19 protein-coding genes are annotated in these 23,012 nt (G+C 62.5%); 7 read left to right on the forward strand and 12 right to left on the reverse strand.

From position 1 onward, the window contains the following. Window positions 1-110 precede the first annotated feature (110 nt). Genes VXM67_RS07060 through ttgA form a run of 3 tightly spaced genes read right to left on the reverse strand, consistent with a single transcriptional unit; the run spans window position 111 to window position 5,872 of the window. Complete coding sequence (locus VXM67_RS07060; protein WP_027908105.1) at window positions 111-1,565, reverse strand: AdeC/AdeK/OprM family multidrug efflux complex outer membrane factor; 1,455 nt, start codon at window positions 1,563-1,565, stop codon at window positions 111-113. Beyond that, a complete protein-coding gene (ttgB, locus tag VXM67_RS07065; RefSeq protein ID WP_023378920.1) occupies window positions 1,562-4,714 on the reverse strand; it encodes a multidrug efflux RND transporter permease subunit TtgB in 3,153 nt (1,050 codons plus the stop codon). The genes VXM67_RS07060 and ttgB overlap by 4 nt, the downstream gene beginning before the upstream one ends. 3 nt (window positions 4,715-4,717) lie before the next feature. Next, complete coding sequence (gene ttgA / locus VXM67_RS07070) at window positions 4,718-5,872, reverse strand: toluene efflux RND transporter periplasmic adaptor subunit TtgA (RefSeq protein ID WP_023378921.1); 1,155 nt, start codon at window positions 5,870-5,872, stop codon at window positions 4,718-4,720. A gap of 256 nt (window positions 5,873-6,128) precedes the next feature. On the opposite strand from ttgA, the gene ttgR reads away from it, so the two are divergent. Continuing rightward, window positions 6,129-6,761, forward strand: a complete 633-nt coding sequence (ttgR, locus tag VXM67_RS07075) for an efflux transport transcriptional regulator TtgR (RefSeq protein WP_023378922.1) — start codon at window positions 6,129-6,131, stop codon at window positions 6,759-6,761. 70 nt (window positions 6,762-6,831) lie between these two features. On the opposite strand, the gene VXM67_RS07080 is transcribed toward ttgR, so the two are convergent. After that, the gene (locus VXM67_RS07080) at window positions 6,832-8,283 is read right to left on the reverse strand and encodes an MDR family MFS transporter (RefSeq protein WP_023378923.1); all 1,452 of its coding nucleotides are present in this window, start codon (window positions 8,281-8,283) and stop codon (window positions 6,832-6,834) included. A gap of 438 nt (window positions 8,284-8,721) precedes the next feature. Here VXM67_RS07080 and VXM67_RS07085 point away from each other — a divergent pair, with 438 nt between their 5' ends. Beyond that, entirely contained in the window at window positions 8,722-9,591 is an 870-nt protein-coding gene (locus VXM67_RS07085) for an oxaloacetate decarboxylase (protein ID WP_023378924.1), read from the forward strand. A 257-nt stretch (window positions 9,592-9,848) separates the two neighbouring features. Here VXM67_RS07085 and VXM67_RS07090 read toward each other — a convergent pair whose 3' ends face one another. Continuing rightward, complete coding sequence (locus VXM67_RS07090) at window positions 9,849-10,757, reverse strand: LysR family transcriptional regulator (protein WP_027908106.1); 909 nt, start codon at window positions 10,755-10,757, stop codon at window positions 9,849-9,851. Window positions 10,758-10,897: 140 nt separating this feature from the next. Here VXM67_RS07090 and VXM67_RS07095 point away from each other — a divergent pair, with 140 nt between their 5' ends. Further along, window positions 10,898-11,512: an NAD(P)-dependent oxidoreductase gene (locus tag VXM67_RS07095; protein ID WP_023378926.1), complete on the forward strand. Its 615-nt coding sequence runs from the start codon at window positions 10,898-10,900 to the stop codon at window positions 11,510-11,512. A 45-nt stretch (window positions 11,513-11,557) separates the two neighbouring features. Here VXM67_RS07095 and VXM67_RS07100 read toward each other — a convergent pair whose 3' ends face one another. Beyond that, complete coding sequence (locus tag VXM67_RS07100) at window positions 11,558-12,433, reverse strand: LysR substrate-binding domain-containing protein (RefSeq protein ID WP_367237574.1); 876 nt, start codon at window positions 12,431-12,433, stop codon at window positions 11,558-11,560. Window positions 12,434-12,547: 114 nt separating this feature from the next. Between VXM67_RS07100 and VXM67_RS07105 the strand changes: the two genes are divergently transcribed. Continuing rightward, window positions 12,548-14,185 (forward strand): 5-guanidino-2-oxopentanoate decarboxylase, encoded by a 1,638-nt coding sequence (locus VXM67_RS07105; protein ID WP_023378928.1) that lies wholly within the window; start codon window positions 12,548-12,550, stop codon window positions 14,183-14,185. A gap of 34 nt (window positions 14,186-14,219) precedes the next feature. On the opposite strand, the gene VXM67_RS07110 is transcribed toward VXM67_RS07105, so the two are convergent. After that, window positions 14,220-15,140, reverse strand: coding sequence for an AraC family transcriptional regulator (locus tag VXM67_RS07110; RefSeq protein WP_023378929.1), 921 nt, complete (start codon window positions 15,138-15,140; stop codon window positions 14,220-14,222). 202 nt (window positions 15,141-15,342) lie between these two features. Between VXM67_RS07110 and VXM67_RS07115 the strand changes: the two genes are divergently transcribed. Next, the gene (locus VXM67_RS07115; RefSeq protein WP_023378930.1) at window positions 15,343-15,636 is read left to right on the forward strand and encodes an antibiotic biosynthesis monooxygenase family protein; all 294 of its coding nucleotides are present in this window, start codon (window positions 15,343-15,345) and stop codon (window positions 15,634-15,636) included. 128 nt (window positions 15,637-15,764) lie between these two features. After that, on the forward strand, window positions 15,765-15,998 hold the full coding sequence (locus tag VXM67_RS07120) for a hypothetical protein (RefSeq protein ID WP_027908108.1): 234 nt from the start codon (window positions 15,765-15,767) through the stop codon (window positions 15,996-15,998). Here VXM67_RS07120 and VXM67_RS07125 read toward each other — a convergent pair whose 3' ends face one another. Beyond that, a complete protein-coding gene (locus tag VXM67_RS07125) occupies window positions 15,999-16,610 on the reverse strand; it encodes a flavin reductase family protein (RefSeq protein ID WP_023378932.1) in 612 nt (203 codons plus the stop codon). It lies immediately after the preceding gene. A 119-nt stretch (window positions 16,611-16,729) separates the two neighbouring features. Then, window positions 16,730-17,095, reverse strand: coding sequence for a heme utilization protein (locus VXM67_RS07130; RefSeq protein WP_186617348.1), 366 nt, complete (start codon window positions 17,093-17,095; stop codon window positions 16,730-16,732). Window positions 17,096-17,447: 352 nt separating this feature from the next. On the opposite strand from VXM67_RS07130, the gene VXM67_RS07135 reads away from it, so the two are divergent. Continuing rightward, window positions 17,448-18,200, forward strand: a complete 753-nt coding sequence (locus VXM67_RS07135) for a hypothetical protein (protein ID WP_023378934.1) — start codon at window positions 17,448-17,450, stop codon at window positions 18,198-18,200. Window positions 18,201-18,295: 95 nt separating this feature from the next. Here the strand turns inward: VXM67_RS07135 and VXM67_RS07140 are convergent, their stop codons facing one another. From VXM67_RS07140 to VXM67_RS07150, 3 genes are all read right to left on the reverse strand, one after another. Then, window positions 18,296-19,615, reverse strand: coding sequence for an MFS transporter (locus VXM67_RS07140; protein ID WP_023378935.1), 1,320 nt, complete (start codon window positions 19,613-19,615; stop codon window positions 18,296-18,298). Window positions 19,616-19,881: 266 nt separating this feature from the next. After that, window positions 19,882-21,210: a sigma-54 dependent transcriptional regulator gene (locus VXM67_RS07145; RefSeq protein ID WP_023378936.1), complete on the reverse strand. Its 1,329-nt coding sequence runs from the start codon at window positions 21,208-21,210 to the stop codon at window positions 19,882-19,884. After that, window positions 21,204-22,961 carry an ATP-binding protein gene (locus VXM67_RS07150; RefSeq protein ID WP_023378937.1) on the reverse strand — a complete coding sequence of 586 codons (1,758 nt, stop codon included), beginning with the start codon at window positions 22,959-22,961 and terminating at the stop codon, window positions 21,204-21,206. The genes VXM67_RS07145 and VXM67_RS07150 overlap by 7 nt, the downstream gene beginning before the upstream one ends. Window positions 22,962-23,012: the final 51 nt, after the last annotated feature.

Below are 23,012 nucleotides of genomic sequence, written 5' to 3' on the forward strand. Positions count from 1 at the left end.
TCGAACGGAATGTTCCAGCTGGTTAATTGTCCGCAGTCGATGGGGTCGATACGGCCAGGTCGCAACAAAAAGCCCACCGCGAAGGTGGGCTTGATGTTTTAGCTGTCGACTCAGCTTTTCGGTGTTTCCACCGAAGCTTGCTGGTTGGCTTGTCCGGTCTGCTCGTACCAGCCCCCACCCAGAGCCTTGTACAGGTTGACCTCGCTGGTCAGCTGCGAGAGGCGGTCGCTGATCAGGGCTTGCTGGGCGCTGAACAGGTTGCGCTGGGCATCGAGGAAGGTCAGGTTGCTGTCGATACCGATACGGTAGCGACGCTCGGCCAGGCGGTAGTAATCCTGGTTCGCCTGCACCAGGTCACGCTGTGCCTGCAACTGCTCTTCGAAGGTCTTGCGCGCCGCCAGGCCATCGGAGACTTCCTGGAAGGCGGTCTGGATGGTCTTTTCGTACTTGGCGACGTTGATGTCCTTCTGGATCTTGGAGTAGTCCAGGCTGGCCTTCAGGCTGCCGGCGTTGAAGATCGGCAGGTTGATCTGCGGCTGGAACAGCCAGGTGCCTTGGCCGCCCGAGAACAGGTGACCCATGTCCGGGCTTAGGCTGCCTGCGTTGGCGGTCAGGCTGATACTCGGGAAGAACGCGGCCCGAGCCGCGCCGATGTTGGCGTTGGCGGCCTTGAGCAGGTGCTCGGCTTCCTGGATGTCCGGACGGCGCTGGAGGATGTCCGATGGCAGGCCGGCCGGTACCTCGGCCAGCTGGTCGGCATTGAGCTCCAGCGGCTTAGGCAGGTCGGCCGGAATGCTGGTGCCGAGCAGCACCGCCAGGCTGTTGACGTCCTGGGCGACCAGGCGCTGGTACTGCGAGTACTTGACCCGGGCGCCTTCCACGGCGGTGCGTGCCTGGCTGACATCGAGCGCGGAAGCCACACCGACTTCGTTGCTGCGGCGAGTCAGGTTGTAGCTTTCCTCGTAGGTCTTGAGGGTCTCTTCGGTGAGCTTGAGTAGCGCCTGGTCGGCCTGCCAGGTGTAGTAGGCATTGGCCACGCTGGCCACCAGGGCGATCTGCGTGGAGCGACGTGCCTGCTCGCTGGACAGGTAGGTTTCCAGGGCCTGCTCGGTCAGGCTGCGCACTCGACCGAACAGGTCCAGTTCGTAGGCGCTGACACCCAGCGTAGCCGAGTACTGGCTGTTGATCCCGGCTTCACCGGTGGTCGACATGTTCGCCGGCACCCGCTGGCGGCTGCCGCTGCCAGTGGCCGAAACCGCTGGGAACAGGTCGGCCCGCTGGATGCGGTATTGCGCGCGGTAGGCGTCGATGTTCAGCGCCGCCACGCGCAGGTCGCGGTTGTTCTCCAGGGAGGTCTGGATCAATCGCTGCAGTGCCGGGTCGTGGAAGAACTGGCGCCAGCCCTGCTCGGCGGCGGCTACCTCGGCCGATTGGGTAGGCGAGTACGCAGGGCCTTGCGGCCACTGCGCTGCCACCGGAGATTCCGGGGGCTGGTAGTCAGGGATCAGCGAGCAGCCGCCGAGAATGAAAGCGGTTACCGCCAGGGTCAATAAAGACTTGGTCATTGCCCAGCCTCATAACGTGGAGTTTCAGGGGTGGCGTCTTGTTTCGGTTCTTTGCTGCCGAACAGCGACGACACTGCGACGAAGAATAGCGGTACCCAGAAGATGGCCAGTACGGTCGCACTGATCATGCCGCCGATCACGCCCGTGCCGATGGCGTGCTGGCTGCCGGCGCCCGCGCCGCTGGCGATGGTCAACGGTACCACGCCGAGGATGAACGCCAGCGAGGTCATGATGATCGGACGCAGACGCATACGGCACGCCTCGATCGCCGCATCGTATAGGCTGCGGCCCTGCTCGTGCAGTTCCTTGGCGAACTCGACGATCAGGATCGCGTTCTTCGCCGCCAGGCCGATGGTGGTCAACAGGCCCACGAGGAAGTACACGTCGTTCGACAAGCCGCGCAGACTGGTGGCGATCAGCGCACCGATGATACCCAGCGGTACGACCAACACGACGGCGATCGGGATCGACCAGCTTTCGTACAGCGCTGCCAGGCACAGGAACACGAACAGAACCGAGAGGGCGAACAGTGCTGGCATCTGCGAGCCGGAGAGTTTTTCCTCGTAGGACATGCCGGTCCACGAGTAACCGATACCGGACGGCAGTTCGCCAACGATGCGCTCGACCTCGGCCATGGCTTCACCGGTACTGTAGCCCGGCGCCGGGGCACCGAGGATCTCGACCGCTTCCACGCCGTTGTAGCGCGACAGCTTCGGCGAACCGTAGCTCCATTCGCCTTTGGCGAAGGACGAGAACGGCACCATCTCGCCTGCAGCGTTGCGCACGTACCACTTCTGCAGGTCTTCCGGGCTCATCCGCGAGCTTGGCTCGCCCTGGATGTAGACCTTCTTGACCCGGCCACGGTCGATGAAGTCGTTGACGTAGCTGGCACCCAGGGCGATCGACAGGGTGCTGTTGATGTCGGCGATGGTCACGCCCAGCGCGCTGGCACGTTCGTCATCGACTGTCAGCAGGTACTGCGGCTCGTCGTTCAGGCCGTTCGGGCGTACCGCGCTGAGGATCTTGCTTTGCGCGGCCTTGGCCAGGAACTGGTTGCGCGCCTCCATCAGCTTGGTATGGCCGACGCCGGCGCGGTCCTGCAGGAACACGTCGAAGCCGGTGGCGTTACCCAGTTCGAGCACCGCGGGCGGTGCGAAGGCGAACACCATGGCATCGCGGAAGCTGAAGAAGTGCTGCTGGGCGCGTTGTGCCAGGGCAAACACGCTGTTCTCCTTCGAGCGCTCGTCCCACGGCTTGAGCATGATGAATGCCATGCCCGAACTCTGGCCACGACCGGCGAAGTTGAAGCCGTTCACGGTAAAGACCGAGGCAACGGTTTCGGACTCGTCCTTGAGCAGGTATTCACGCATCTGGTCGATCACAACCTGGGTGCGCTCGGCGCTGGAACCTGCTGGCGTCTGCACCTGGGCGAACAGTACACCCTGGTCTTCCTCAGGCAGGAATGCCGTTGGAATGCGGGCGAACAGCCAGATCATGCCGACCACGATCAGGGCGTAGGCGAGCAAAAACGGCAGTTTGTTGCGCAGGATGGCACCGACGCTGCGCTCGTAGCCTTGTACGCTGCGGTCGAAGTTGCGGTTGAACCAGCCGAAGAAGCCGCGCTTGGCCACATGGTGTTCGCCTTTCTTCAGCGGCTTGAGCATGGTGGCGCACAGGGCCGGGGTGAAGATCAGGGCTACCAGCACCGACAGGCCCATGGCCGAGACGATGGTGATGGAGAACTGGCGGTAGATCACACCGGTGGAGCCGCCGAAGAAGGCCATCGGTAGCAGTACAGCCGACAGCACCAGGGCGATACCCACCAGGGCACCCTGGATCTGTTGCATGGAACGCTTGGTCGCTTCCTTGGGCGGCAGGCCCTCCTCGGACATTACCCGCTCGACGTTTTCCACTACGACGATGGCATCATCCACCAACAGGCCGATGGCCAGTACCATGGCGAACATGGTCAGGGTGTTGATGCTGAAGCCTGCGGCGGCCAGGATACCGAAGGTACCCAGCAACACCACCGGCACGGTCATGGTGGTGATGACGGTGGCGCGGAAGTTCTGCAGGAACAGGTACATCACCAGGAACACCAGGACCACCGCTTCGATCAGGGTATGGATAACCCCGCTGATCGACTCGGTCACCACTGGGGTGGTGTCATACGGGAACACAGCCTTCACGCCCGGCGGGAAGAACGGCTCCAGGTCGCTGATGGTCTTGCGCAGGGCCTTGGCAGTGTCCAGGGCGTTGGCGCCGGTGGCCAGCTTGACCGCCAGACCCGACGCCGGCTTGCCGTTGAACTGGGCGCTGACGGCGTAGTTTTCGCCGCCGAGGCCAACGGTCGCCACATCGCCCAGGCGGACCTGGGAACCGTCGCTGTTGACCTTGAGCAGAATCTTCTCGAACTGTTCGGCGGTCTGCAGGCGGGTCTTGCCGATGATGGTGGCGTTGAGCTGGTTGCCAGGCAGGGCAGGCAGGCCACCGAGCTGGCCGGAGGATACCTGGATGTTCTGCGCGCTGACGGCGGTCTTCACATCGACCGGAGTCAGCTGGAACTTGTTGAGCTTGGCCGGATCGAGCCAGATACGCATGGCGTACTGGGCACCGAACACCTGGAAGTCACCTACACCGGCAGTCCGAGAGATCGGGTCCTGCATGTTGGAGACGATGTAGTTGGCCAGGTCGTCCTTGGTCATGCTGCCGTCTTCGGACACCAGACCGATCACCAACAGGAAGTTTTTCACTGCCTTGGTAACGCGGATGCCCTGTTGCTGCACTTCTTGCGGCAGCAGCGGGGTGGCCAGGTTCAGCTTGTTCTGTACCTGGACCTGCGCGGTGTCGGGGTTGGTGCCCTGCTCGAAGGTAGCGGTAATGGTCATGCTGCCGTCGGAGTTACTTTCCGACGACACATAACGCAGGTTGTCGATACCGTTGAGCTGCTGCTCGATGACCTGCACCACGGTGTCCTGCACGGTCTGCGCCGAAGCGCCCGGGTAGGTCACGGCGATGGCGATGGCCGGCGGCGCGATGCTGGGATACTGGTTGATCGGCAGCTTCAGGATCGACAAGGCGCCGACCAGCATGATCACCAAGGCGATCACCCAGGCGAAGATCGGGCGATCGATAAAGAACTTCGACATGGTTTACTCCGCTTTGGCGTCTGCTTTGGCCGTGCTGGCCTGGGCTTGGCCGGCCGGCTTCTTGACGTTGGTGGCTTCGCTGACCTTGACCTCGACACCCGGACGCACATACTGCAGCCCTTCGGTGATCAGGCGGTCGCCAGGGTTCAAACCTTCCTCGATCAGCCAGTCGCTACCCAGGGTCCGGCTGGCCTTGAGCTGGCGCAGCTCGACTTTGTTTTCCTGATTGACCACCAGTGCGGTCGGCGCACCCTTGAGGTCGCGGGTCACACCCTGCTGCGGGGCCAGGATGGCGTTGCTGTTGACCCCGGCCTGCAAGCGGGCATGTACGAACATGCCTGGCAGCAAGGTGTGTTCAGGGTTGGGGAAAATGGCGCGCAGGGTGACCGAACCGGTGGTCTCGTCGACCGCGACTTCGGAGAACTCCAGGCGACCTTCCTGCTTGAACAGGCTGCCGTCCTCCAGCACCAGTTGCACCTTGGCGGCATTGTTGCCGGCCTTCTGCAGCTGGCCGCTCTCCAGGTCACGGCGCAGCTTGAGCAGCTCGGCAGTGGACTGGGTGACATCGACGTAGATCGGGTCGAGTTGCTGGATCGTCGCCATGGCATTGCTCTGGCCATTGCTCACCAGGGCGCCTTCGGTCACCGAGGAGCGACCGATACGGCCGCTGATCGGCGCCAGTACCTTGGTGTAGCGCAGGTCGATCTGGGCGCTCTTGAGGGAAGCCTCGGCCTGCAATCGTTTGGCATTGGCATCGTCGTATTCCTGCTTGGAGACAGCCTGTTCGTCGATCAGCTGCTTGTAGCGCTCGGCCAGCGAGCGGGTCGCCTGCAGGTTGGCCTGGGCATTGGCCAGGTTGGCTTCGTAGACGGCCGGGTCGATCTGGTAGAGCTGCTGGCCTTCCTTGACGTCGCTGCCTTCCTTGAACAGGCGTTTGAGAATGATGCCATTGACCTGCGGACGCACTTCGGCGACCCGATAGGCACTGGTACGCCCCGGCAGTTCCGAGGTGAGGGTGAAGGCTTGTGGCTGGATGGTTACGACGCCGACCAGAGGAGCCTGCGCTGCGGGCGCTGCTTCTTCTTTCTTACAGCCACTGAGCAGGGTTGCCAGGGCGACGGCGGAAACCAGAGCGGTAACGGCTGGCTTGAATTGCATGAGGATCCTCGGGTCGCTAGAGCAGGGAGACGCTCAAGAGTAATGGAAGAGTCTTGTCAGAAAAAAATCTATCCGGTGGATAAATAGCTTACTAACGAATATACTTACATTCACGGTTGTTTGTAAATACCGCTGGGTGGTACTCGGCTACTGCCACAGCCCTTGATTAGCCTGTACGGAAGGTGCCCTGCAGAGGCAGCTCCGGTGGTTTCCCCGTCCGCGACACGCGTTCGGGCCCAAATGAGGTTGTACTGCCATGGTCCGTCGAACCAAAGAAGAAGCCCAGGAAACCCGCGCCCAGATTATCGAAGCCGCGGAAAAGGCCTTCTACAAGCGCGGAGTTGCGCGAACCACCCTGGCCGACATCGCTGAACTGGCGGGCGTAACCCGGGGGGCGATCTACTGGCATTTCAATAATAAGGCCGAGCTGGTTCAGGCGCTGCTGGACAGCCTGCACGAAACCCATGACCACTTGGCGCGTGCCAGTGAAAGCGAGGACGAAGTAGACCCGCTCGGCTGCATGCGCAAGCTGCTGCTGCAAGTGTTCAACCAGCTGGTGCTCGACGCCAGAACCCGGCGTATCAATGAAATCCTGCATCACAAGTGCGAGTTCACCGATGACATGTGTGAAATTCGCCAGCAGCGCCAGGGCGCGGTGCTGGACTGCCACGAGGGCATTACCTTGGCACTGGCCAATGCAGTGCGCCGGGGCCAGTTGCCTGCCGAACTGGATGCAGAACGCGCTGCCATCGCACTGTTCGCCTATGTCGATGGCTTGATCGGGCGCTGGCTTTTGCTGCCGGACAGTTTCGACCTGCTGCGCGATGCCGAACAATGGGTCGACACCGGGCTGGATATGCTGCGCTTGAGCCCGGCGCTGCGCAAATGACACTTTGTTAAGGATTGTGATGAAGTGTTTCCCCCATGTATTAAGGGGGGATTAACTGGGCGAGCCTGGCTTACCGTCCCCGCAACTGCCGATCAGGCAACGCAATCGCCGCCAGCAACCCTAACACCGCGGCCAGCGCACTTCCCATCAATAGCTGGCGGAACGTCTCAAGCAATCGCGCCTGGGTCTGCGCGTCTGCCTCCCCGGCCTGCAGGCTCCCCAGCAGCGGGTTGCCCAATAATTCGAAGCCGCCCTGGTGCAGCAAGGCCAGCAGGAAACTGGACATGCACGCCACGCCCATGGCTCCGCCGAGCGAGCGGAACAGGTTGGTGGTGCTGGTGGCTACACCGATATCCTTGATGTTCACCGCGCTCTGCGTGCCCACCAGCGAGGTTGGGAACTGCAACCCGCAAGCGATCCCGGTCAGCAGCATGAAGAGGCCACTGAGCAGGCTGGATTGTGGCGGAGTGATGGCCATGGCGAAGATCGCTACCGGCATCAGCAGCGCACCGGCCAGGATCTGTGGTTTGTAGCGGCCGGTGAAGCTGGTCAAGCGCCCGCCGGTGAAGGCGCCCACGGGCAGCCCCATGGCGAGTGGCAACAGGTGCAGTGCGGCGCTGTCGGCGCCGGCACCGGTGATGCCCTGGAAACGCAGCGGCATGAGCATGGTCAGCGAGATCGACTGGAAACTGGCGAAGAAAATCACGCACCAACACAGCACCGCGACGCGATTACCGAACAGGTCCATGGGCAGCAGTGGTTCGCGGCAGCGCCGCTCGTGCGCCACGAACAGGGCCAAGCCGAGGGCGGCGCTGGCCAAAAGGGCCAGTACCGGAGCGGCTGTCCAGCCCTCGCCCTGGCCGACCAGTGTGATGCCCAGCAACAGGCTGCCCAGGCCAAGAATCAACAGCACCGCGCCCAGATAATCGACCCGCGCCTCGCGACGCCTGACCGGCATGTCGCGCAGGGCGCGGTGGATCGCCCATAGCGCGAAAAGGCCCAGCGGCAGGTTGATCCAGAACACCCAGCGCCAGGACAGGTATTCGGTGAGCCAGCCGCCGACCACGGGCCCGGCCACGCTGGCCAGGGCATACATGCTGCTGAAATACCCCTGGTAGCGACCTCGCTCCCGAGGGGGCACGAAGTCGCCGATGATGGCCTGGCTCACCGATACCATGCCGCCGGCGCCGATCCCTTGCAGCACCCGGGCGAGCACCAGTTGCTGCATGTCCTGGGCCAGGGCACAGGCGACCGAGGCCAGGGTGAACAGGCCGATACCGGTCAGAATCATGCGGCGGCGCCCATACAGGTCGCCGAGCTTGCCGTAGATCGGTACGGCCACGGTCATGGCCACCATGTAGCCGGAGATGACCCACGCCAACAGGCCGACGTCGTTGAACTGTGCCGAGATGGCAGGCAGTGAGATGGCAACGATGGTCTGGTCGAGGGCGCCGAGGAAGATGGCCAGCATCAACGCGGTGAGTACGTTGCGCAAAACGGCGGGGGGCAGGGCGGCGGTCACGGGGCTTACCTTGTCTTGGCTTTGGGCAGTGGCTCTATCTCGGTGACAGGGCGCCGTCGTCAGCGAAAGCGGCGTGTTTCCTGTGAGAGCGGAGTTGCCCGCGATGGGCGGGTGCGAATTCCCGGATTGTAACCCGAGTTAGGTAGCTCCCTATGTACTATCTGCATCCCCTATGCAAGATCGGCATTGGCGCATTCATCCAGAGCTGCATGGCTGCGTGCTATCTTGGCTGAGCCGCAGAGGCTGAAATCCGGGGCTTGCCCCAGCTTGGTGCGAACTGCAAATGCCGGATTTTCTCGTCGCTGTATCCCATACCTTTTATTCCTCTGCCTGCATGTCGAGCATGACCGCCCAGATGGCGACGGTTGGAACAGGTCAGGTAGACCCGATTCAGGGGTCGGTAGCAACCGTTCAATTTCACGTTATTGCGGAGTGATCATGCCCAAGGCTTCCCATAAAGATCTGCGTATTGCCTTCCGCGAGCTGCTCGCTTCAGGTTCCTGCTATCACACCGCGTCCGTGTTCGACCCGATGTCGGCGCGCATTGCCGCTGACCTGGGCTTCGAAGTGGGCATTCTCGGTGGCTCGGTGGCCTCGCTCCAGGTGCTGGCCGCCCCGGACTTCGCCCTGATCACCCTGAGCGAATTCGCCGAGCAAGCTACCCGTATTGGCCGTGTGGCCCAGTTACCGGTGCTTGCCGATGCCGACCATGGCTACGGCAACGCGCTCAATGTCATGCGTACGGTCATCGAACTGGAGCGCGCCGGTGTCGCCGGCCTGACCATCGAAGACACCTTGCTGCCGGCCCAGTTCAGCCGCAAGTCCACCGACCTGATCTCGGTCGAGGAAGGTGTCGGCAAGATCCGTGCGGCCCTTGAGGCCCGAGTCGATTCGTCGATGGCGATCATTGCCCGTACCAACGCAGGGGTGCTGAGCACCGAAGAAATCATCGTGCGCACCCAGAGCTACCAGAAGGCCGGTGCCGACGGCATTTGCATGGTGGGCGTGAAGGACTTCGAGCAGCTCGAGCAGATTGGCGAGCACCTGAACGTGCCGATGATGCTGGTGACCTACGGCAACCCGAACCTGCGCGACGACGAGCGCCTGGCCCGCCTGGGCGTGCGTGTGGTGGTCGATGGCCATGCCGCCTACTTTGCCGCGATCAAGGCCACCTACGACTGCCTGCGCCTGCAACGGGGCCAACAGAACAAGTCGGAGAACCTCAGTGCGACCGAGCTCTCGCACACTTACACCCAGCCCGAGGACTACATCCGCTGGGCCAAGGAGTACATGAGCGTCGAGGAGTGACCGGCGCGTGGCGCCGAGGTCAACGCACGGCGCTCAAGGTTGCACTCTGAGGCACGCAGTGCTCATGCTGGCAACTGGCTGCTGAGTGGGGTTGGCTGCGAAGCAGCTCTACCCGCCAGCAAGCCGAGCCGTAAACACCCGCTACGGCCAGCAGCATTACCACAAGGGCGATTCTTCTGGTTTTGATGCCCATGATGCTCACCTCCAGTCCCGGCAACAGGTGATACACCTGAGCATAGGTCAGTCGGGACGGCTTGTCAGGGCCAGCCCTGGTCCCATTCTGGTTCCGCCTGAAAACGTTGAGACAGAAAATCCAGCATGCTGCGCAAGGTTGCCGGCATGTGCTTGCGCGAGGTGTACACCGCGTTCAGGCTCAGCGCTTGCGGTTGTGCCTCTGGTAGCACGCGAACCAACTCTCCACTGCGCAGCGCCGCGGCAGCCAGGTAGCTTGGCAACATTGCGATACCCGCGTTGGCCAGCGTCGCCGTCTGCAGGGTCATGGCCTCGTTGGCGGTGATATTGCCTGCGACGGGGACCGCGATCTGTTGGCCCTGCACATCGAATTGCCACAGGTCGTGCCCGAAGTAGGCGTGGGTCAGGCAGTTGTGCCGGCTCAAATCCTCGACCCGCTGTGGCGTTCCGTGCTGGCGCAAGTAGGCTGGTGAAGCGCACACCACCGAACGGCACACGGTCAAGCGTCGGGCGATCAGGTTCGGGTCAAGGTCGTTACTGGTACGAATCGCCAGGTCGATGCGTTCATCGACCAGATTCACAGTGCGGTCCAGTACCTGCAGGTCAACCTTCACCCCTGGGTAGCGCTGCACGTAATCGGCGATCGCGGCCACCAGTTGTGCCTGTGCGAACGACGTGCTGACGCTGATGCGCAGCTCACCACGCGGTGCATCATCCGGCTGGCGCACGGCTGTTTCCAGCTCGCCGGCCAACTCCAGCAATTGGCGACAGCGGGGCAGGGTTTGCTGGCCGGCGGCGGTCAGGCTCAGCTTGCGTGTGGTGCGTTGCATGAGGCGCGCGCCGACCCAGTCCTCCAGCGCTGCCAGATACCGCGAAACCACCGGTCGCGATAATTGCAGCTGATCCGCCGCCGCCGATTGGCTTCCCAGGTCGACGACGGTGACGAAGACGCGCATGGCGTTCAGACGGTCCATGATTTGCTCGATTTCAGAAACAAACTATGTCCCAGCATCGCATTTTTCGTAATGAAGCGGGCAACTAAGCTGATGAGCATGTTGTCGCCGCTGCCTTGGCGATCGAAGTGGTAAACACCTTAACGAAGGGAGTGTTGTTCATGAGCAAGATCGCAATCATCGGTGCCACCGGCCGGGCTGGCGGCCAGTTGCTGGAGGAAGCCCTGCGCCGTGGTCATAGCGTCGTCGCGATTGCCCGCGACCCCTCGCGCTTGCAAGGGCGTGCAGGTGTCACGGTCAAGGCGTTGGATGCCAAGGACAGCGCAGCCTTGCAGGCGGCCGTTGCGGACGTGGACGCAGTGCTGAGTGCTGCGCACTTCTCGACCCTCGAACCGCAGGCGGTTATCGAGCCGGTCAAGCGCGCTGGGGTAAAGCGACTGCTGGTGGTAGGCGGCGCCGGCAGTCTGCTGCTACCGTCCGGCCAGCGGGTGATCGACAGTCCTGACTTCCCCGAGGCGTACAAGGCCGAGGCCAGTGCAGGGGTTCGTTTCCTGGATGCGTTGCGCCAGGAACAAGCGCTGGACTGGACCTTCCTGTCGCCTTCGGCGGAATTCGTCGAAGGAGAGCGCACGGGTCATTACACGCTTGGCAAGGATCATCTGTTGATCGGCAAAGACGGCAAGAGCTGGATCACTTTCGCTGATTTCGCCATCGCCCTGATCGATGAATTGGAAAAACCAGCGCATTCGCGGCAGCGGTTCACCGTTGGCTATTGAGTCGGCTTCGAGTTCCGACAAGCCGGCCTCTATAGGGGGGCTGGTTCACTGATGGGCGCGTTGCTCCAGCCAGTCCAGCAATTCGATCAAGCCCGCTGGCAGGCTCTTGGCCTGGCTGACCAGATAGTAGCCTTTGCCGGTCGTGACCTTGACCCCGAATGGCATGCACAGGCGTCCGCTGCGCAGGTCGTCGCCAATCAGCGCCCAATCGCCAATGGCCACGCCGGTGCCCTGGGAGGCCATGGCCATCGCCATGTCCAGCGTCTCGAAATGTTGTTTCGGGCCTTGTGGGTCGAAGGTTGCCCCGGCAGCCTGCAGCCATAGCCGCCAGTCATGCTCGTCGCGCGAAGGGTGCAGCAGCATGTGACGCGCCAGGTCTTCGATCTGGCGCAGCGGCACGGGCCCTTCCAGTAGCGATGGCGCGCAGACCGGGGTCAGTTGCTCGTCGAACAGCTTGCGCACCCGCAGCCCATGGTTCGTCAGACTGCCGTAGACCACGGCGGCGTCAAAGCCTTCGCGACGGAAATCCACCCCGTGTTGCACGGTCGTGGTCAACTCCACCGGTATGTCGGGGCGCAAGGCCTGCCATTCCATCAGGCGCGGCAGTAGCCAGCGCATCACGCAGGTCGGTGCCTTGAGCTGCAACGTGGCATTGCGCCCGCTCACTTCGCGCACGCCTTGCTCGATCAGGGCGAATACCTGCTGCACCCGTGGCAGCCAGTCCTGGCCTTCACGGGTCAGGCTCAGCCCCCGGGCCTGGCGCTGGAACAGGGTATAGCCCAGATGTTCCTCGAGCCCGGCAATCTGCCGGCTTACGGCACCTTGGGTGATGTGCAACTGTTGCGCCGCACGGGTGAAGTTGCAGTGCTGCGCTGTCACCAGGAACGTGTGCAGGGCGGACAGGGGCGGAAGGCGTTTCATCGCGGCGAGCCATGATTAAAGGACATGGCTAGTATGTGTTTTTTTGCCTTGTGGCGATAGCCATGGCTTGGGTCCAATGGGCACAGATACCCAACAAGATCGAAGGTGAATTCCATGGCAACCTGCGGCGAAGTACTGGTCAAACTCCTTGAAGGCTATGGTGTGGACCATGTCTTCGGCATACCCGGCGTCCACACCGTGGAGCTTTACCGGGGCTTGGCGGGCTCCACCATCCGGCATGTCACCCCGCGGCACGAGCAAGGTGCTGGGTTCATGGCTGATGGCTATGCCCGTACTCGCGGCAAGCCAGGGGTGTGTTTCATCATCACCGGCCCGGGCATGACCAACATCACCACCGCGATGGGCCAGGCCTATGCCGACTCGATCCCGATGCTGGTGATTTCCAGCGTGCAATCGCGCGATCAACTGGGCGGCGGGCGCGGCAAGTTGCATGAGTTGCCGAACCAGGCAGCATTGGTGGGGGGCGTGGCGGCCTTCTCGCACACGCTGATGAGCGCCGATGACCTGCCGCACGTGCTGGCCCGAGCGTTTGCCGTGTTCGACAGCGGGCGTCCGCGTCCCGTGCATATCGAGATTCCCCTGGACGTTCTGGTCGAGCCGGCCGATCACTTGCTGCCCGCACGCGTGGTACGCAGTCATCGGGCCGGCGCCGCTGCGCAAGCCGTGGCGGCGATGGCCGAACGCCTGGCCAATGCACGCCGGCCGCTGATTCTGGCCGGTGGTGGCGCCTTGGCTGCGGGTGCGGTTCTGGTGCGTCTGGCCGAGCATCTGCAGGCTCCGGTGGCGCTGACCATCAATGCCAAGGGCCTGTTGCCGTCAGACCATCCGCTGCAAATGGGTTCGACCCAGTCGCTTGTGGCGACGCGCGCCCTGGTGGCAGAGGCCGACGTGGTGCTGGCCATTGGTACTGAGCTGGCCGAAACCGACTACGACGTGACGTTCAAGGGTGGTTTCGAAATCCCTGGCTGCCTGCTGCGCATCGATATCGACCCCGACCAGACCGTGCGCAATTATCTGCCGGCGCTGGCGCTGGTGGCCGATGCAGAGCTGGCGGCCCATGATCTGCTCAACGCCTTGCAAGCACAACCGCAGCCGGCGCGTGCCGAGGACTGGGGTGTGGCGCGGGTAGCGCGCCTGCGCCAAACGCTGTCGGCCGGCTGGGACCAACCGACTTTGAGCCAGACCCGGCTGCTGCGTAGCATCCTGGACCGGCTGCCCAACGCCATTCTGGTTGGGGATTCGACCCAGCCGGTGTACACCGGCAACCTGACCCTGGACATGGACCAGCCACGTCGCTGGTTCAACGCCTCGACCGGCTATGGCACCCTCGGTTACGCCCTGCCGGCCGCCATGGGCGCATGGCTGGGTAGCGCCGAAGCGGTGGCTGAGCGCGCCCCGGCGGTGTGCCTGATCGGCGATGGTGGGCTGCAGTTCACCTTGCCGGAACTGGCCAGCGCGGTGGAGGCCCAGGTCCCGCTGATTGTCCTGCTGTGGAACAATCAGGGCTACGAGGAAATCAAGAAGTACATGGTCAACCGTGCCATCGAACCGGTCGGCGTGGACATCCACACCCCGGATTTCCTGGGTGTGGCTCGGGCATTGGGCGCTGCGGCGGAGCATGTGGCCGATGTCGCCCAACTGCAGGAGGCATTGGGGCATGCCGTGGAGCGCCAGGGGCCGACGTTGATCCAGGTGGATCAGAACCAGTGGCAGTCGGCGGTTCGCGGCTGAGTTTTATACAGCCACGGCGCCTGTGGAGCGGCAATCAACCGGCACTGGCACGCAGCCGGGCCACATCGCGGATCGGTGGCGCGCCATACAGGCGGCTGTATTCCCGGCTGAACTGGGATGGGCTTTCATAGCCCACCCGGTACCCCGCCACCGCCGCCTCCAGGCCATCGTTGAGCATCAGCCTTCGTGCCTCCTGCAGGCGCAGTTGCTTCTGATACTGCAAGGGGCTCATGGAGGTCACGGCCTTGAACCGGTGGTGCAGGGTCGAAGTGCTGAGGTTGACCTCTCGGGCCAGATCCTCGATGCGCAGCGGCAACTGGAAGTTCTGGTTGAGCCAGGTGATCGCCTGGCAGACCCGATGGGTCTGGCTGTTCGCCAGCGCAATCTCGTACAGCCGATAGCCCTGTGGCCCTCGCAGCAGGCGGTAGAGAATCTCGCGGCGGATCAAGGGGGCCAGCATGGCAATGTCTCGCGGTGTGTCCAGCAGTCGGACCAGCCGCAGCAAGGCATCGAGCAACTGCGCATCGGTCCTTTCCACATACAGGCCGCGGCCCGAAGGCAGGTTGGGCACCAGCATCGGTCCGCTTTCGGCAATCAGCTGGCTGATCTCGGCCGGGTCAAGGTCAAGGCGCAACCCCAGGCTAGGGTTCTCCGGGCTCGCATCGAGCTTGACGCCACTGATCGGCAAGGTCACCGACACCACCATGTAATGCAGAGGGTCGTAGGCATACTGCTCGTCACCCAGAAACAGGCTCTTGCTGCCCTGCGCCAGAATGCACAACGCTGGTTGTGCCAACGTGGGCACGGAGCGGATGTTTTCCCGATAACTGACCAGGTACAGGTCATCGATGGCCGAGGCCGGCCCATATGGGTCGCCGGCGTGGCGGCGGATCAGATCGGCCAGTTCCTGACGTTGCAGTTCCAAGGTCGGGTCGATGGACGTGGCGGTGGTCATGGTGGCTTTCCTCTGCTGACCGACGCAGCATAGGTTTGGGCAATGACGGGCGCTAGTCGAAACCTGCACATCGATTGCCTGATCCTGCCGCGCTGCAGGATCAGGCAATCGATGTGCAGTAATGGCCTAACGTGACGCGTGTGCGACGCCCTAACCTTGGCAGCCTGGCTTTTTTGTCTGTCCGCTTCAAGGAGATCGTGCAATGACCCTACGACAACCGGTCACCCATTTGGCTTTCATCCGTGCAAGCAGTGGTCGTTCGGCAGAGCTGGGCGCCCGTCTGCGTGATCTGCTCGAGCCTTCGCTGCGCGCACCTGGCTGCTTGAGCTTCACCGTGCAGCGTTCGCAGGCCGATGGCGACCTGTGGCTGCTCAGCGGCAGTTGGCGGGACCAACAAGCGATGACTGGGTATTTTGCCTCGCCTACCTTGGAATTGTTCGGCGAACTGGTGCAGGCCCAGGTGGTCAGCAGCCTGGATTTGCATACGTTCGATTGATCGTGCGCGGGCTGATCGTCGGTAAACCACCTTGTGCAGGGTGTGTGCAGCCGGCGGAGGGCGACAGGGCTCAAGTGGGCAAGCTTGAGGTAAGATGCCGGCCTTCGATCAACGACGCGGATTGCAACATGGCACGTAGAGAGTTCCCGCATTTCGAAGCGGTTTCGGCAATGGTCCCGGTGCAAGGCGGTGGCTACAACGCCGCCATCGCCATCAAGGCCCTGGGCATGGGCGGTGCCCCACGTTTTCATAAGGTGCTGGACGGCGAGGTGTTCAAGAGCGCCGTGGCGGCCGATGAGGCCGCCTGCGCCGAGCTGGCGCGCCTGCAGGGTGTCAGCGAAGAAGGCGAACTGATCTGGTGATCAGCCGTTTGCCTGGGGCCTGACCATCTTGAACAGGTTGCCCAGCTCGAAGTAGTCCGCCGGGCCACCGCCACGCAGGATCGGTTCGGCGGCAGCGGTATCGTAGATGCCATCCTTGAGCAAATGCTCGGCGATATGCACCGCCACCACTTCGCCAAGAATCAACCAGCTGGGCACCCGTTCCTGGTCAGCTCGTTTGAGCTGGACGATCTGGCTGACCTTGCACTCGAAAGCCACGGGGCTTTCGCCTACCCGGGGCACGTTGACGATGCGCGATGGCGCTGCTGTGAGGTTGCTCAATTCGAACTCGTTCACTTGCGCGGGCACCGCGGCGCAGCTCTGGTTCATGGCTTCGGCCAGGGGGCGGGTGGCGAGGTTCCAGACGAATTCCCCGGTCTGCTCGATGTTGTTCAGGCTGTCTTTGCGCCCGACACTGCAGAAACCGATGATTGGCGGAATGTAGTTGAAGGCGTTGAAGAAACTATAGGGCGCCAGGTTCAGCTGACCTTCGCTGTCTTGCGAGGAAATCCAGCCGATGGGGCGGGGGCCGACGATGGCGTTGAACGGGTCGTGGGGCAGGCCGTGGCCTTTGCTAGGTTCGTAGTAATACATCTGTAGTGGGCTTGCTGGCCCTACCTCTGGGGGGACGAGAGTCCTAGTGTGCCAATCCTTTGCTCCCCTGAAAATGTTCAAGCCCGGCCGAAGCCGGGCTGGTTGGCTCACATCAGGTATCAGCTGATGCGGTTAGCGTTGGTGCGGTCGTAACCGTCTTCGGCGAAGCGTTGGCCGTTGGTGCGGTCGAAGCCGTCTTCGGCGAAGCGTTGGCCGTTGGTGCGGTCGAAGCCGTCTTCGGCGAAGCGTTGGCCGTTGGTGCGGTCGAAGCCATCTTCGGCGAAGCGTTGGCCGTTGGTGCGGTCAAAGCCGTCTTCGGCGAAGCGTTGCGCGTTGGTGCGGTCGTAACCGTCTTCGGCATAAGTAGCCGACTGGCTCTGTACTGCGGCGAAGGTGTGGCTGTTGGTGCGGTCGTAGCCATCTTCGGCGAAGGCGCCTGCTGCGAAAACGCTGAGGGCCAGGGTCAGGATGATTTTGTTTTTCATGATCGTTGCTCCGTGGGTTTTGAGAGGTTGTTTGTTTCTATGGGTTTAATGCTACTCCGATTAATTTGATTAAAAAGCGCAAAAAATAGCGTATAAAAATCGAATTAATAGATGTATTGGTGCGCCTAAGTGACCGCCCCAATGCAAAGTCTCAGCATTCAGATATGGGGAATTCCTCGGGCGTCTGAGGCTTTTCGCGCTATGGAAAGCATGGGGGAGTGAAATTAATGGGGGGTTAAGACAGAAAAAATTCCGCTCCATCGCCTGGCCAACGTTTTTTTCATACGTCGCCAACCGATTTTTCAGGCTTTGCTCATCACCATCGCCGCACCCCAATCTGGAGCGGTAAACAATGAATAAACTTCCGCAAATCACCTTGGCCTTCTGGGTCATGAAGATCTGCGCCACCACCCTTGGCGAGACCGCTGGCGACCTGCTGTCGATGACTCTGAACATCGGCTACGCGCTCAGCTCGGTGTTGCTGATCTGCGTGTTCCTGCTGACCCTGTCGGGCCAGTTGTTCTCGCGCCGCTACCACCCGATGCTGTACTGGTTGGTGATCCTCTCCACCAGCACCGCTGGCACCACCCTGTCCGACTTCATGGACCGTACTCTGGGTCTGGGGTATGCCGCCGGCTCAGCGTTGTTGATCGGCATTCTGCTGTTGACCTTCCTGGCCTGGCGTTTGAGCGGAAACCCGCTGGACGTTACCCGCATCAGGAATCGTGCTGGCGAGCTGTTCTATTGGGTGGCGATCCTGTTTTCCAACACCTTGGGCACCGCGTTGGGTGATTACCTGGCCGATGATTCGGGGTTGGGCTTTGCAGGGGGGGCTCTGTTGATTGGCACTACCATCGGCCTGGTGGTGCTGGCGCGCTACTGGACGCGTATCCCGGGCGTGGTGCTGTTCTGGGTCGCTTTCGTCCTGACTCGACCGTTCGGCGCGACCCTTGGCGACTTCCTGACCAAACCTTACGAGAAGGGTGGGCTGGACTTTGGCACCATTGGCTCTTCGGCTGTGCTGGGCGGTTTGCTGCTGGTGCTGGTGCTGATGGCGACCTATTACCAGCGTCGTGAGCCGCGTCAGGTGTTGGAGATGTCCTGAACGGTCTGTTATCCCGCAATTGCAGTGTCGATCGCAATGAAGAAGGGGCGCTCCGTGCAACGGAGCGCCCCTTTCTCAACGGCGCAAACTCAGGATCAGTCAGTGGTGATGCGCGAGTGCTTGCGGGTGTCCTTCATGGTTGCGTACACCAGCAGTGAGCATGCGATGCAGCCGGTGACATACCAGTAGAAGCCGGTTTCCATGCCCACGCTCTTGAACCACAGGGCGACATATTCGGCGGTACCGCCGAATACCGATACGGTCAGGGCGTAGGGCAGGCCGACACCCAGGGCACGGATTTCGGTTGGGAACAGCTCTGCCTTGACCACCGCGTTGATCGAGGTGTAGCCGCTGACGATGATCAGCGCGGCCATGATCAGGAAGAACGCGCCCCACCAAGTCTGGATGGTGTGCAAGGTGCTGAGGATCGGCACGGTGAACAGGGTGCCGAGGACACCGAAGGCGATCAGGATCGGACGACGGCCGATCTTGTCGGACAGGCCCCCGATCACCGGTTGCAGGCACATGAACAGGAACAGGGTGGCCGCCGAGATGGTGGTCGAATCACTGATGCTCATGCCCACGGTGTTGACCAGGTACTTCTGCATGTAGGTGGTATAGGTGTAGAAGGCCAGGGTGCCGCCCATGGTCAGGCCGACCACGGTCATCAGTTCCTTGGGGTGGCGCATCAGGGTGCGCATCAGGCTTTCCTTGGACTTTTCCTTCTTGCTGAAAGAGGCGGTTTCTTCCATGCCACGGCGCAGCCACAGCGCGACCACCGCGCACAGCGCCCCGATCACGAACGGTACGCGCCAGCCCCAGGCATACAGCTGCTCGGTCGTCAGGGTCTGTTGCAGGACGATCAGCACCGCCAGGGCAATCAGCTGGCCGGAAATCAGCGTCACGTATTGGAAGCTGGAGAAGAAGCCACGGCGGTCCTTGCTGGCCATCTCGCTGAGGTAGGTGGCCGAGGTGCCGTATTCACCACCGACCGACAGGCCTTGCATGAGGCGGGCGATCACCAGCAGGATCGGTGCAGCGACGCCGATGGTTTCGTAGCCGGGGGTCAGGGCGATGACCAGGGAGCCGGCGCACATCAGCAGCACCGAGGCCATCAGCGCGGCCTTGCGGCCTTTGCGGTCTGCATACAGCCCCATCAGCCAGCCGCCGATCGGGCGCATGAGGAAGCCCACGGCGAAGATCGCAGCGGTATTGAGCAATTGAGCGGTGGAGTCGCCAGCAGGGAAGAAGGCTTTGGCGAAGTACAGCGAGAATGCAGCGTAGACGTACCAGTCGTACCATTCGACCATGTTGCCGATGGATCCACTGAAGATCGACTTCAGGCGGCTGGCGGTGGTTTTTTCCGCGGCGGGCGCAATGGCCGCCCCGGCGGGCAGGGAGGTGGCGTTATCCATCAGGGATACCTTCTCGTTGTTTTTGTGGAGCGCGCCAAAGCGCAGCTTGAGAAGGGTTTTGCAGAAGGTGTGCCAAATGAGTGCGGGACGATCCATTCGAGGGCGCCGCATGCCTGTCATCTACCGGCCAGCCCTTGCGCAGACTGGCCTTGCCGCAATCCCAGCAGGCGCTGGCGTGCCGGCGATGGGCTGCAAAGCTGAGCAGTCCGGACATGCCGATAAGCGGATTTCCGCCTATCTCTAGCGCTGGTTAGGCAAGTTTCCGCCTATTGCAGAAAGTCCTCGCGCACCAACCCATGCCGCTGCATCTTCTCGTTCAGCGTTCGCCGTGGCAGTTGCAAGGCCTCCATCACCGCCTTGATTTCGCCCTTGTGCTGGCGCAACGCTGCGCGCAGGCACTGTGCCTCGAAAGCCTCCATCTGCTCGACCAGCGACTGTCCGGCAGGACTCACTTCGATGTTCGCTGAACCCAACCCCAGGGCATGGCGTTCTGCTGCGTTGGCCAGTTCGCGCACGTTGCCCGGCCAGTCATGGGACAGTAACTGCGCCAACTGAGGCCCCGACAACGGCGGCACGGTCCGTCCCAATTTTTCAGCGGCCGCACGGGCGAAATGCTCGAACAGCAGCGGTAGGTCTTCACGCCGTTCACGCAACGGCGCCAGACGCAGTTCAGCCACATTCAGGCGGTAGGCGAGGTCTTCGCGAAAACGGCCGGCGCGGGCTTCTTCGAGCAGGTCGGGCTTGGTCGCGGCGACGATGCGCAGGTCGACATCGATGCTCTTGTTCGCTCCCAGGCGTTCCAGCTTCTGCTCTTGGATCACCCGCAGCAGTTTGGCTTGCTGGGCCAACGGCATGCTTTCGATTTCGTCGAGGAATACCGTGCCGCCGTTGGCGTATTCCAGTTTGCCGATGCGTTTGCCTTGGGCCCCGGTGAAGGCGCCGCTCTCATGGCCGAACAGCTCCGCTTCGAACAGCGACTCCGGAATCGCCGCGCAGTTGAGCGCGACGAATGGTTTGTCCGCTCGCGGACCGAAGTCATGCAGGCAGCGCGCCACGCGCTCCTTGCCGCTGCCGGTTTCGCCGCGAATCAACACATTGACCGGGAGACTCGCCAAGTCGAGCACTTGCCGACGTAACTGCTGCAGACCCTGGGACATGCCCAGCAACGTGGACTCAAGGCGCAACTTCAGGTCAGCCTGTAGGTGCAGATGGCGGTTTTCCAGAACCAGCTGACGTTTTTCCAGGGCCCGGCGCAGGCTGCCCAGCAGGTGTTGCGGGGTGAAGGGTTTTTCCAGGAAGTCGTAGGCACCGTTGCGCATGGCCTCCACGGCCATGGGCACATCTCCATGGCCAGTCAGCAGGATTACCGGCAGGTCGGGGTCTTGCGCGTGCAGATTGCCAAGCAACTGCAGGCCATCCATGCCAGGCATGCGCACATCGCTGATGATCACGCCGGGAAAGTGCGCTGGCAGCTGGGCCAGGCAGTCTTCGGCGCGGGCGAACAGCTGCACGGTGAAGCCGGACAGGCTGAGCCATTGCTCTACCGCCGTGCGAATGCTGGCTTCATCATCGACGACGATCACTGAATTCAACATACAGGTTCCAGGTCGCGGGGCAGGGTGAGGCTGAGACGGGCACCGCCAGGCAGGTTCTGGGCCTGCAACTGGCCACCGGCCTCATGCACGATACCGTAGGAAATCGCCAGGCCAAGGCCCAGCCCTTCACCGACCGGTTTGGTGGTGAAGAAGGGATCGAAGACTTTGCCAAGGTCAGCCTCTGCGATGCCGCCTCCAGAGTCCAGAACGCTCAGGCGCCACTGCTCGTCATCGGCTTCGATGCGGATCTCCAGGCGTTTGTAGCGCTTGTCGGCCATGGCGTCCAGGGCGTTGTGCAACAGGTTGATCAGCACCTGCTCCAGGCGGATGGCATCGCCCCGTACCCAGGCCGGGCGCGCCAGGTACAAGGCGACTTCGACCCCTTCGTTGCGGATGCGGGTGTCGAGCAGGTGCAGCGCCTGGTCGACCACATTGGCCAGGTCCAGGCGCTCGCGCAGCCCGACCGGGCTGTTGCGGGCAAAGGTCTTGAGGTGGCTGGTCAACGCCGCCATGCGAGTGAGCATCTGTTCCAGCGGCTCCAGCGCCTTGCGGGCATCGTCGTAGCGGCCATGGTCGAGCAGCAGGCGCAGGGTTTCCAGTTGCATGCGCTGGGTGGTCAGCGGCTGGTTGATCTCGTGGGCCAGGGCCGCCGACATCTGTCCCAGGGCGGCGAGCTTGGCCGACTGCACCAAGCCTTCCTGGGCCGTGCGCAGTTCACGGGTGCGCTCCTCGACCAGGCGCTTTAGCTCTTCGCGGCTGCGCTGGCGCAGGCGTGCCAGGCGCAAGCGCTGGCTGACGAATAAGGCGGCGAACACCAGGCTTAGCCACACCGCCGCGGCGCCCAACGCTGCATTACGGCCGTCGGCGGCGACCTGCGGTTTGCGCAGCAGGTGCAAGGTCCAGTCCTCGCTCTGCAGCGGCAGGCTTTCCCACAGGTAGTCGGCCGGACCGTCCGGGCCTTGTACACGGGTCAGGTGGCTATTGCTGGCGAAACGGGTGAGAACATGGTGCTGCAAGGGCACCAGGGGCTGCTTGTCGTACTGGCGGGTTTCGGCGAGCTCCGCACGGTCGGCGGCACTGAGCGGTTGCAGCTCGCGGTAGCGCCAGCCGTCCTGGTTGGCGATGAACGTGATGCCACGGGCGTCGCTGACCAGCAGCACGTCGCTGCCCTGGCGCCATTCGCGTTCCAGCTCGGGGAATTCGAGCTTGACCACCATGGCGCCGAGGAAGCGCCCGTGTTCGTCGGTCACCGCGCTGGCAAGAAAGTACCCGGGTACGCCGCTGGTCACCCCAACGGCGTAGAAGCGGCCGCTGCCTTCGCTGCGGGTCTGTTTGAAGTAGGGCCGAAAGGCATAGTTGGAGCCGACATAGGTGGTTGGCAGGCGCCAGTTGCTGGCTGCGATGGCCAGGCCGGTTCGGTCCAGCAATTCCAGTGTCGAAGAGTTGGCTGCGCCGTTTATTCGCTCAAGCTTGCGGCTCAGGGCGTTTTGCTTCGCCTCGTCGACCGGGCCGCGCAAGGCCTCGACGAACTCCGGGTCCAGCGCCAGTACCGCGGGCAGGGCGCGATAGCGCTCGATCAGGGTGTGCAGGGCATTGGCGTAGAGCCCCAACTGTTGGCTGGCGCGGCGGGCATCGTCCTCCATTGCCTGGCGCTTGGCCTGGTGCATGGCCCAGCCTGCGCTGAGCGAGGTGCCCACCAGAATCAGCAGGATGATCAGCCCCAGACGCAGGGCGCGAAAGGAAAATGGCATGGGGCGGTCCGGTGAACGATGGTTGAGGCCTTCTCGCCGGCAAAGCCGGCT

The sequence above is a fragment of the Pseudomonas sp. Rh2 genome (genome assembly GCF_040762985.1).
GTDB lineage: Bacteria > Pseudomonadota > Gammaproteobacteria > Pseudomonadales > Pseudomonadaceae > Aquipseudomonas > Aquipseudomonas taiwanensis.

What these genes read in the sequence shown, in the direction of transcription:
- VXM67_RS07150 (WP_023378937.1), bottom strand. Translation starts at nt 22,961, where the DNA reads ATGCCATTTTCCTTTCGCGCCCTGCGTCTGGGGCTGATCATCCTGCTG.
- VXM67_RS07090 (WP_027908106.1), bottom strand. Translation starts at nt 10,757, where the DNA reads ATGGACCGTCTGAACGCCATGCGCGTCTTCGTCACCGTCGTCGACCTG.
- VXM67_RS07140 (WP_023378935.1), bottom strand. Translation starts at nt 19,615, where the DNA reads ATGGATAACGCCACCTCCCTGCCCGCCGGGGCGGCCATTGCGCCCGCC.
- VXM67_RS07125 (WP_023378932.1), bottom strand. Translation starts at nt 16,610, where the DNA reads ATGTATTACTACGAACCTAGCAAAGGCCACGGCCTGCCCCACGACCCG.
- VXM67_RS07135 (WP_023378934.1), top strand. Translation starts at nt 17,448, where the DNA reads ATGAATAAACTTCCGCAAATCACCTTGGCCTTCTGGGTCATGAAGATC.
- VXM67_RS07105 (WP_023378928.1), top strand. Translation starts at nt 12,548, where the DNA reads ATGGCAACCTGCGGCGAAGTACTGGTCAAACTCCTTGAAGGCTATGGT.
- VXM67_RS07110 (WP_023378929.1), bottom strand. Translation starts at nt 15,140, where the DNA reads ATGACCACCGCCACGTCCATCGACCCGACCTTGGAACTGCAACGTCAG.
- ttgR (WP_023378922.1), top strand. Translation starts at nt 6,129, where the DNA reads ATGGTCCGTCGAACCAAAGAAGAAGCCCAGGAAACCCGCGCCCAGATT.
- VXM67_RS07085 (WP_023378924.1), top strand. Translation starts at nt 8,722, where the DNA reads ATGCCCAAGGCTTCCCATAAAGATCTGCGTATTGCCTTCCGCGAGCTG.
- VXM67_RS07060 (WP_027908105.1), bottom strand. Translation starts at nt 1,565, where the DNA reads ATGACCAAGTCTTTATTGACCCTGGCGGTAACCGCTTTCATTCTCGGC.
- VXM67_RS07095 (WP_023378926.1), top strand. Translation starts at nt 10,898, where the DNA reads ATGAGCAAGATCGCAATCATCGGTGCCACCGGCCGGGCTGGCGGCCAG.
- VXM67_RS07145 (WP_023378936.1), bottom strand. Translation starts at nt 21,210, where the DNA reads ATGTTGAATTCAGTGATCGTCGTCGATGATGAAGCCAGCATTCGCACG.
- VXM67_RS07100 (WP_367237574.1), bottom strand. Translation starts at nt 12,433, where the DNA reads ATGAAACGCCTTCCGCCCCTGTCCGCCCTGCACACGTTCCTGGTGACA.
- VXM67_RS07115 (WP_023378930.1), top strand. Translation starts at nt 15,343, where the DNA reads ATGACCCTACGACAACCGGTCACCCATTTGGCTTTCATCCGTGCAAGC.
- ttgA (WP_023378921.1), bottom strand. Translation starts at nt 5,872, where the DNA reads ATGCAATTCAAGCCAGCCGTTACCGCTCTGGTTTCCGCCGTCGCCCTG.
- VXM67_RS07130 (WP_186617348.1), bottom strand. Translation starts at nt 17,095, where the DNA reads ATGAAAAACAAAATCATCCTGACCCTGGCCCTCAGCGTTTTCGCAGCA.
- ttgB (WP_023378920.1), bottom strand. Translation starts at nt 4,714, where the DNA reads ATGTCGAAGTTCTTTATCGATCGCCCGATCTTCGCCTGGGTGATCGCC.
- VXM67_RS07120 (WP_027908108.1), top strand. Translation starts at nt 15,765, where the DNA reads ATGGCACGTAGAGAGTTCCCGCATTTCGAAGCGGTTTCGGCAATGGTC.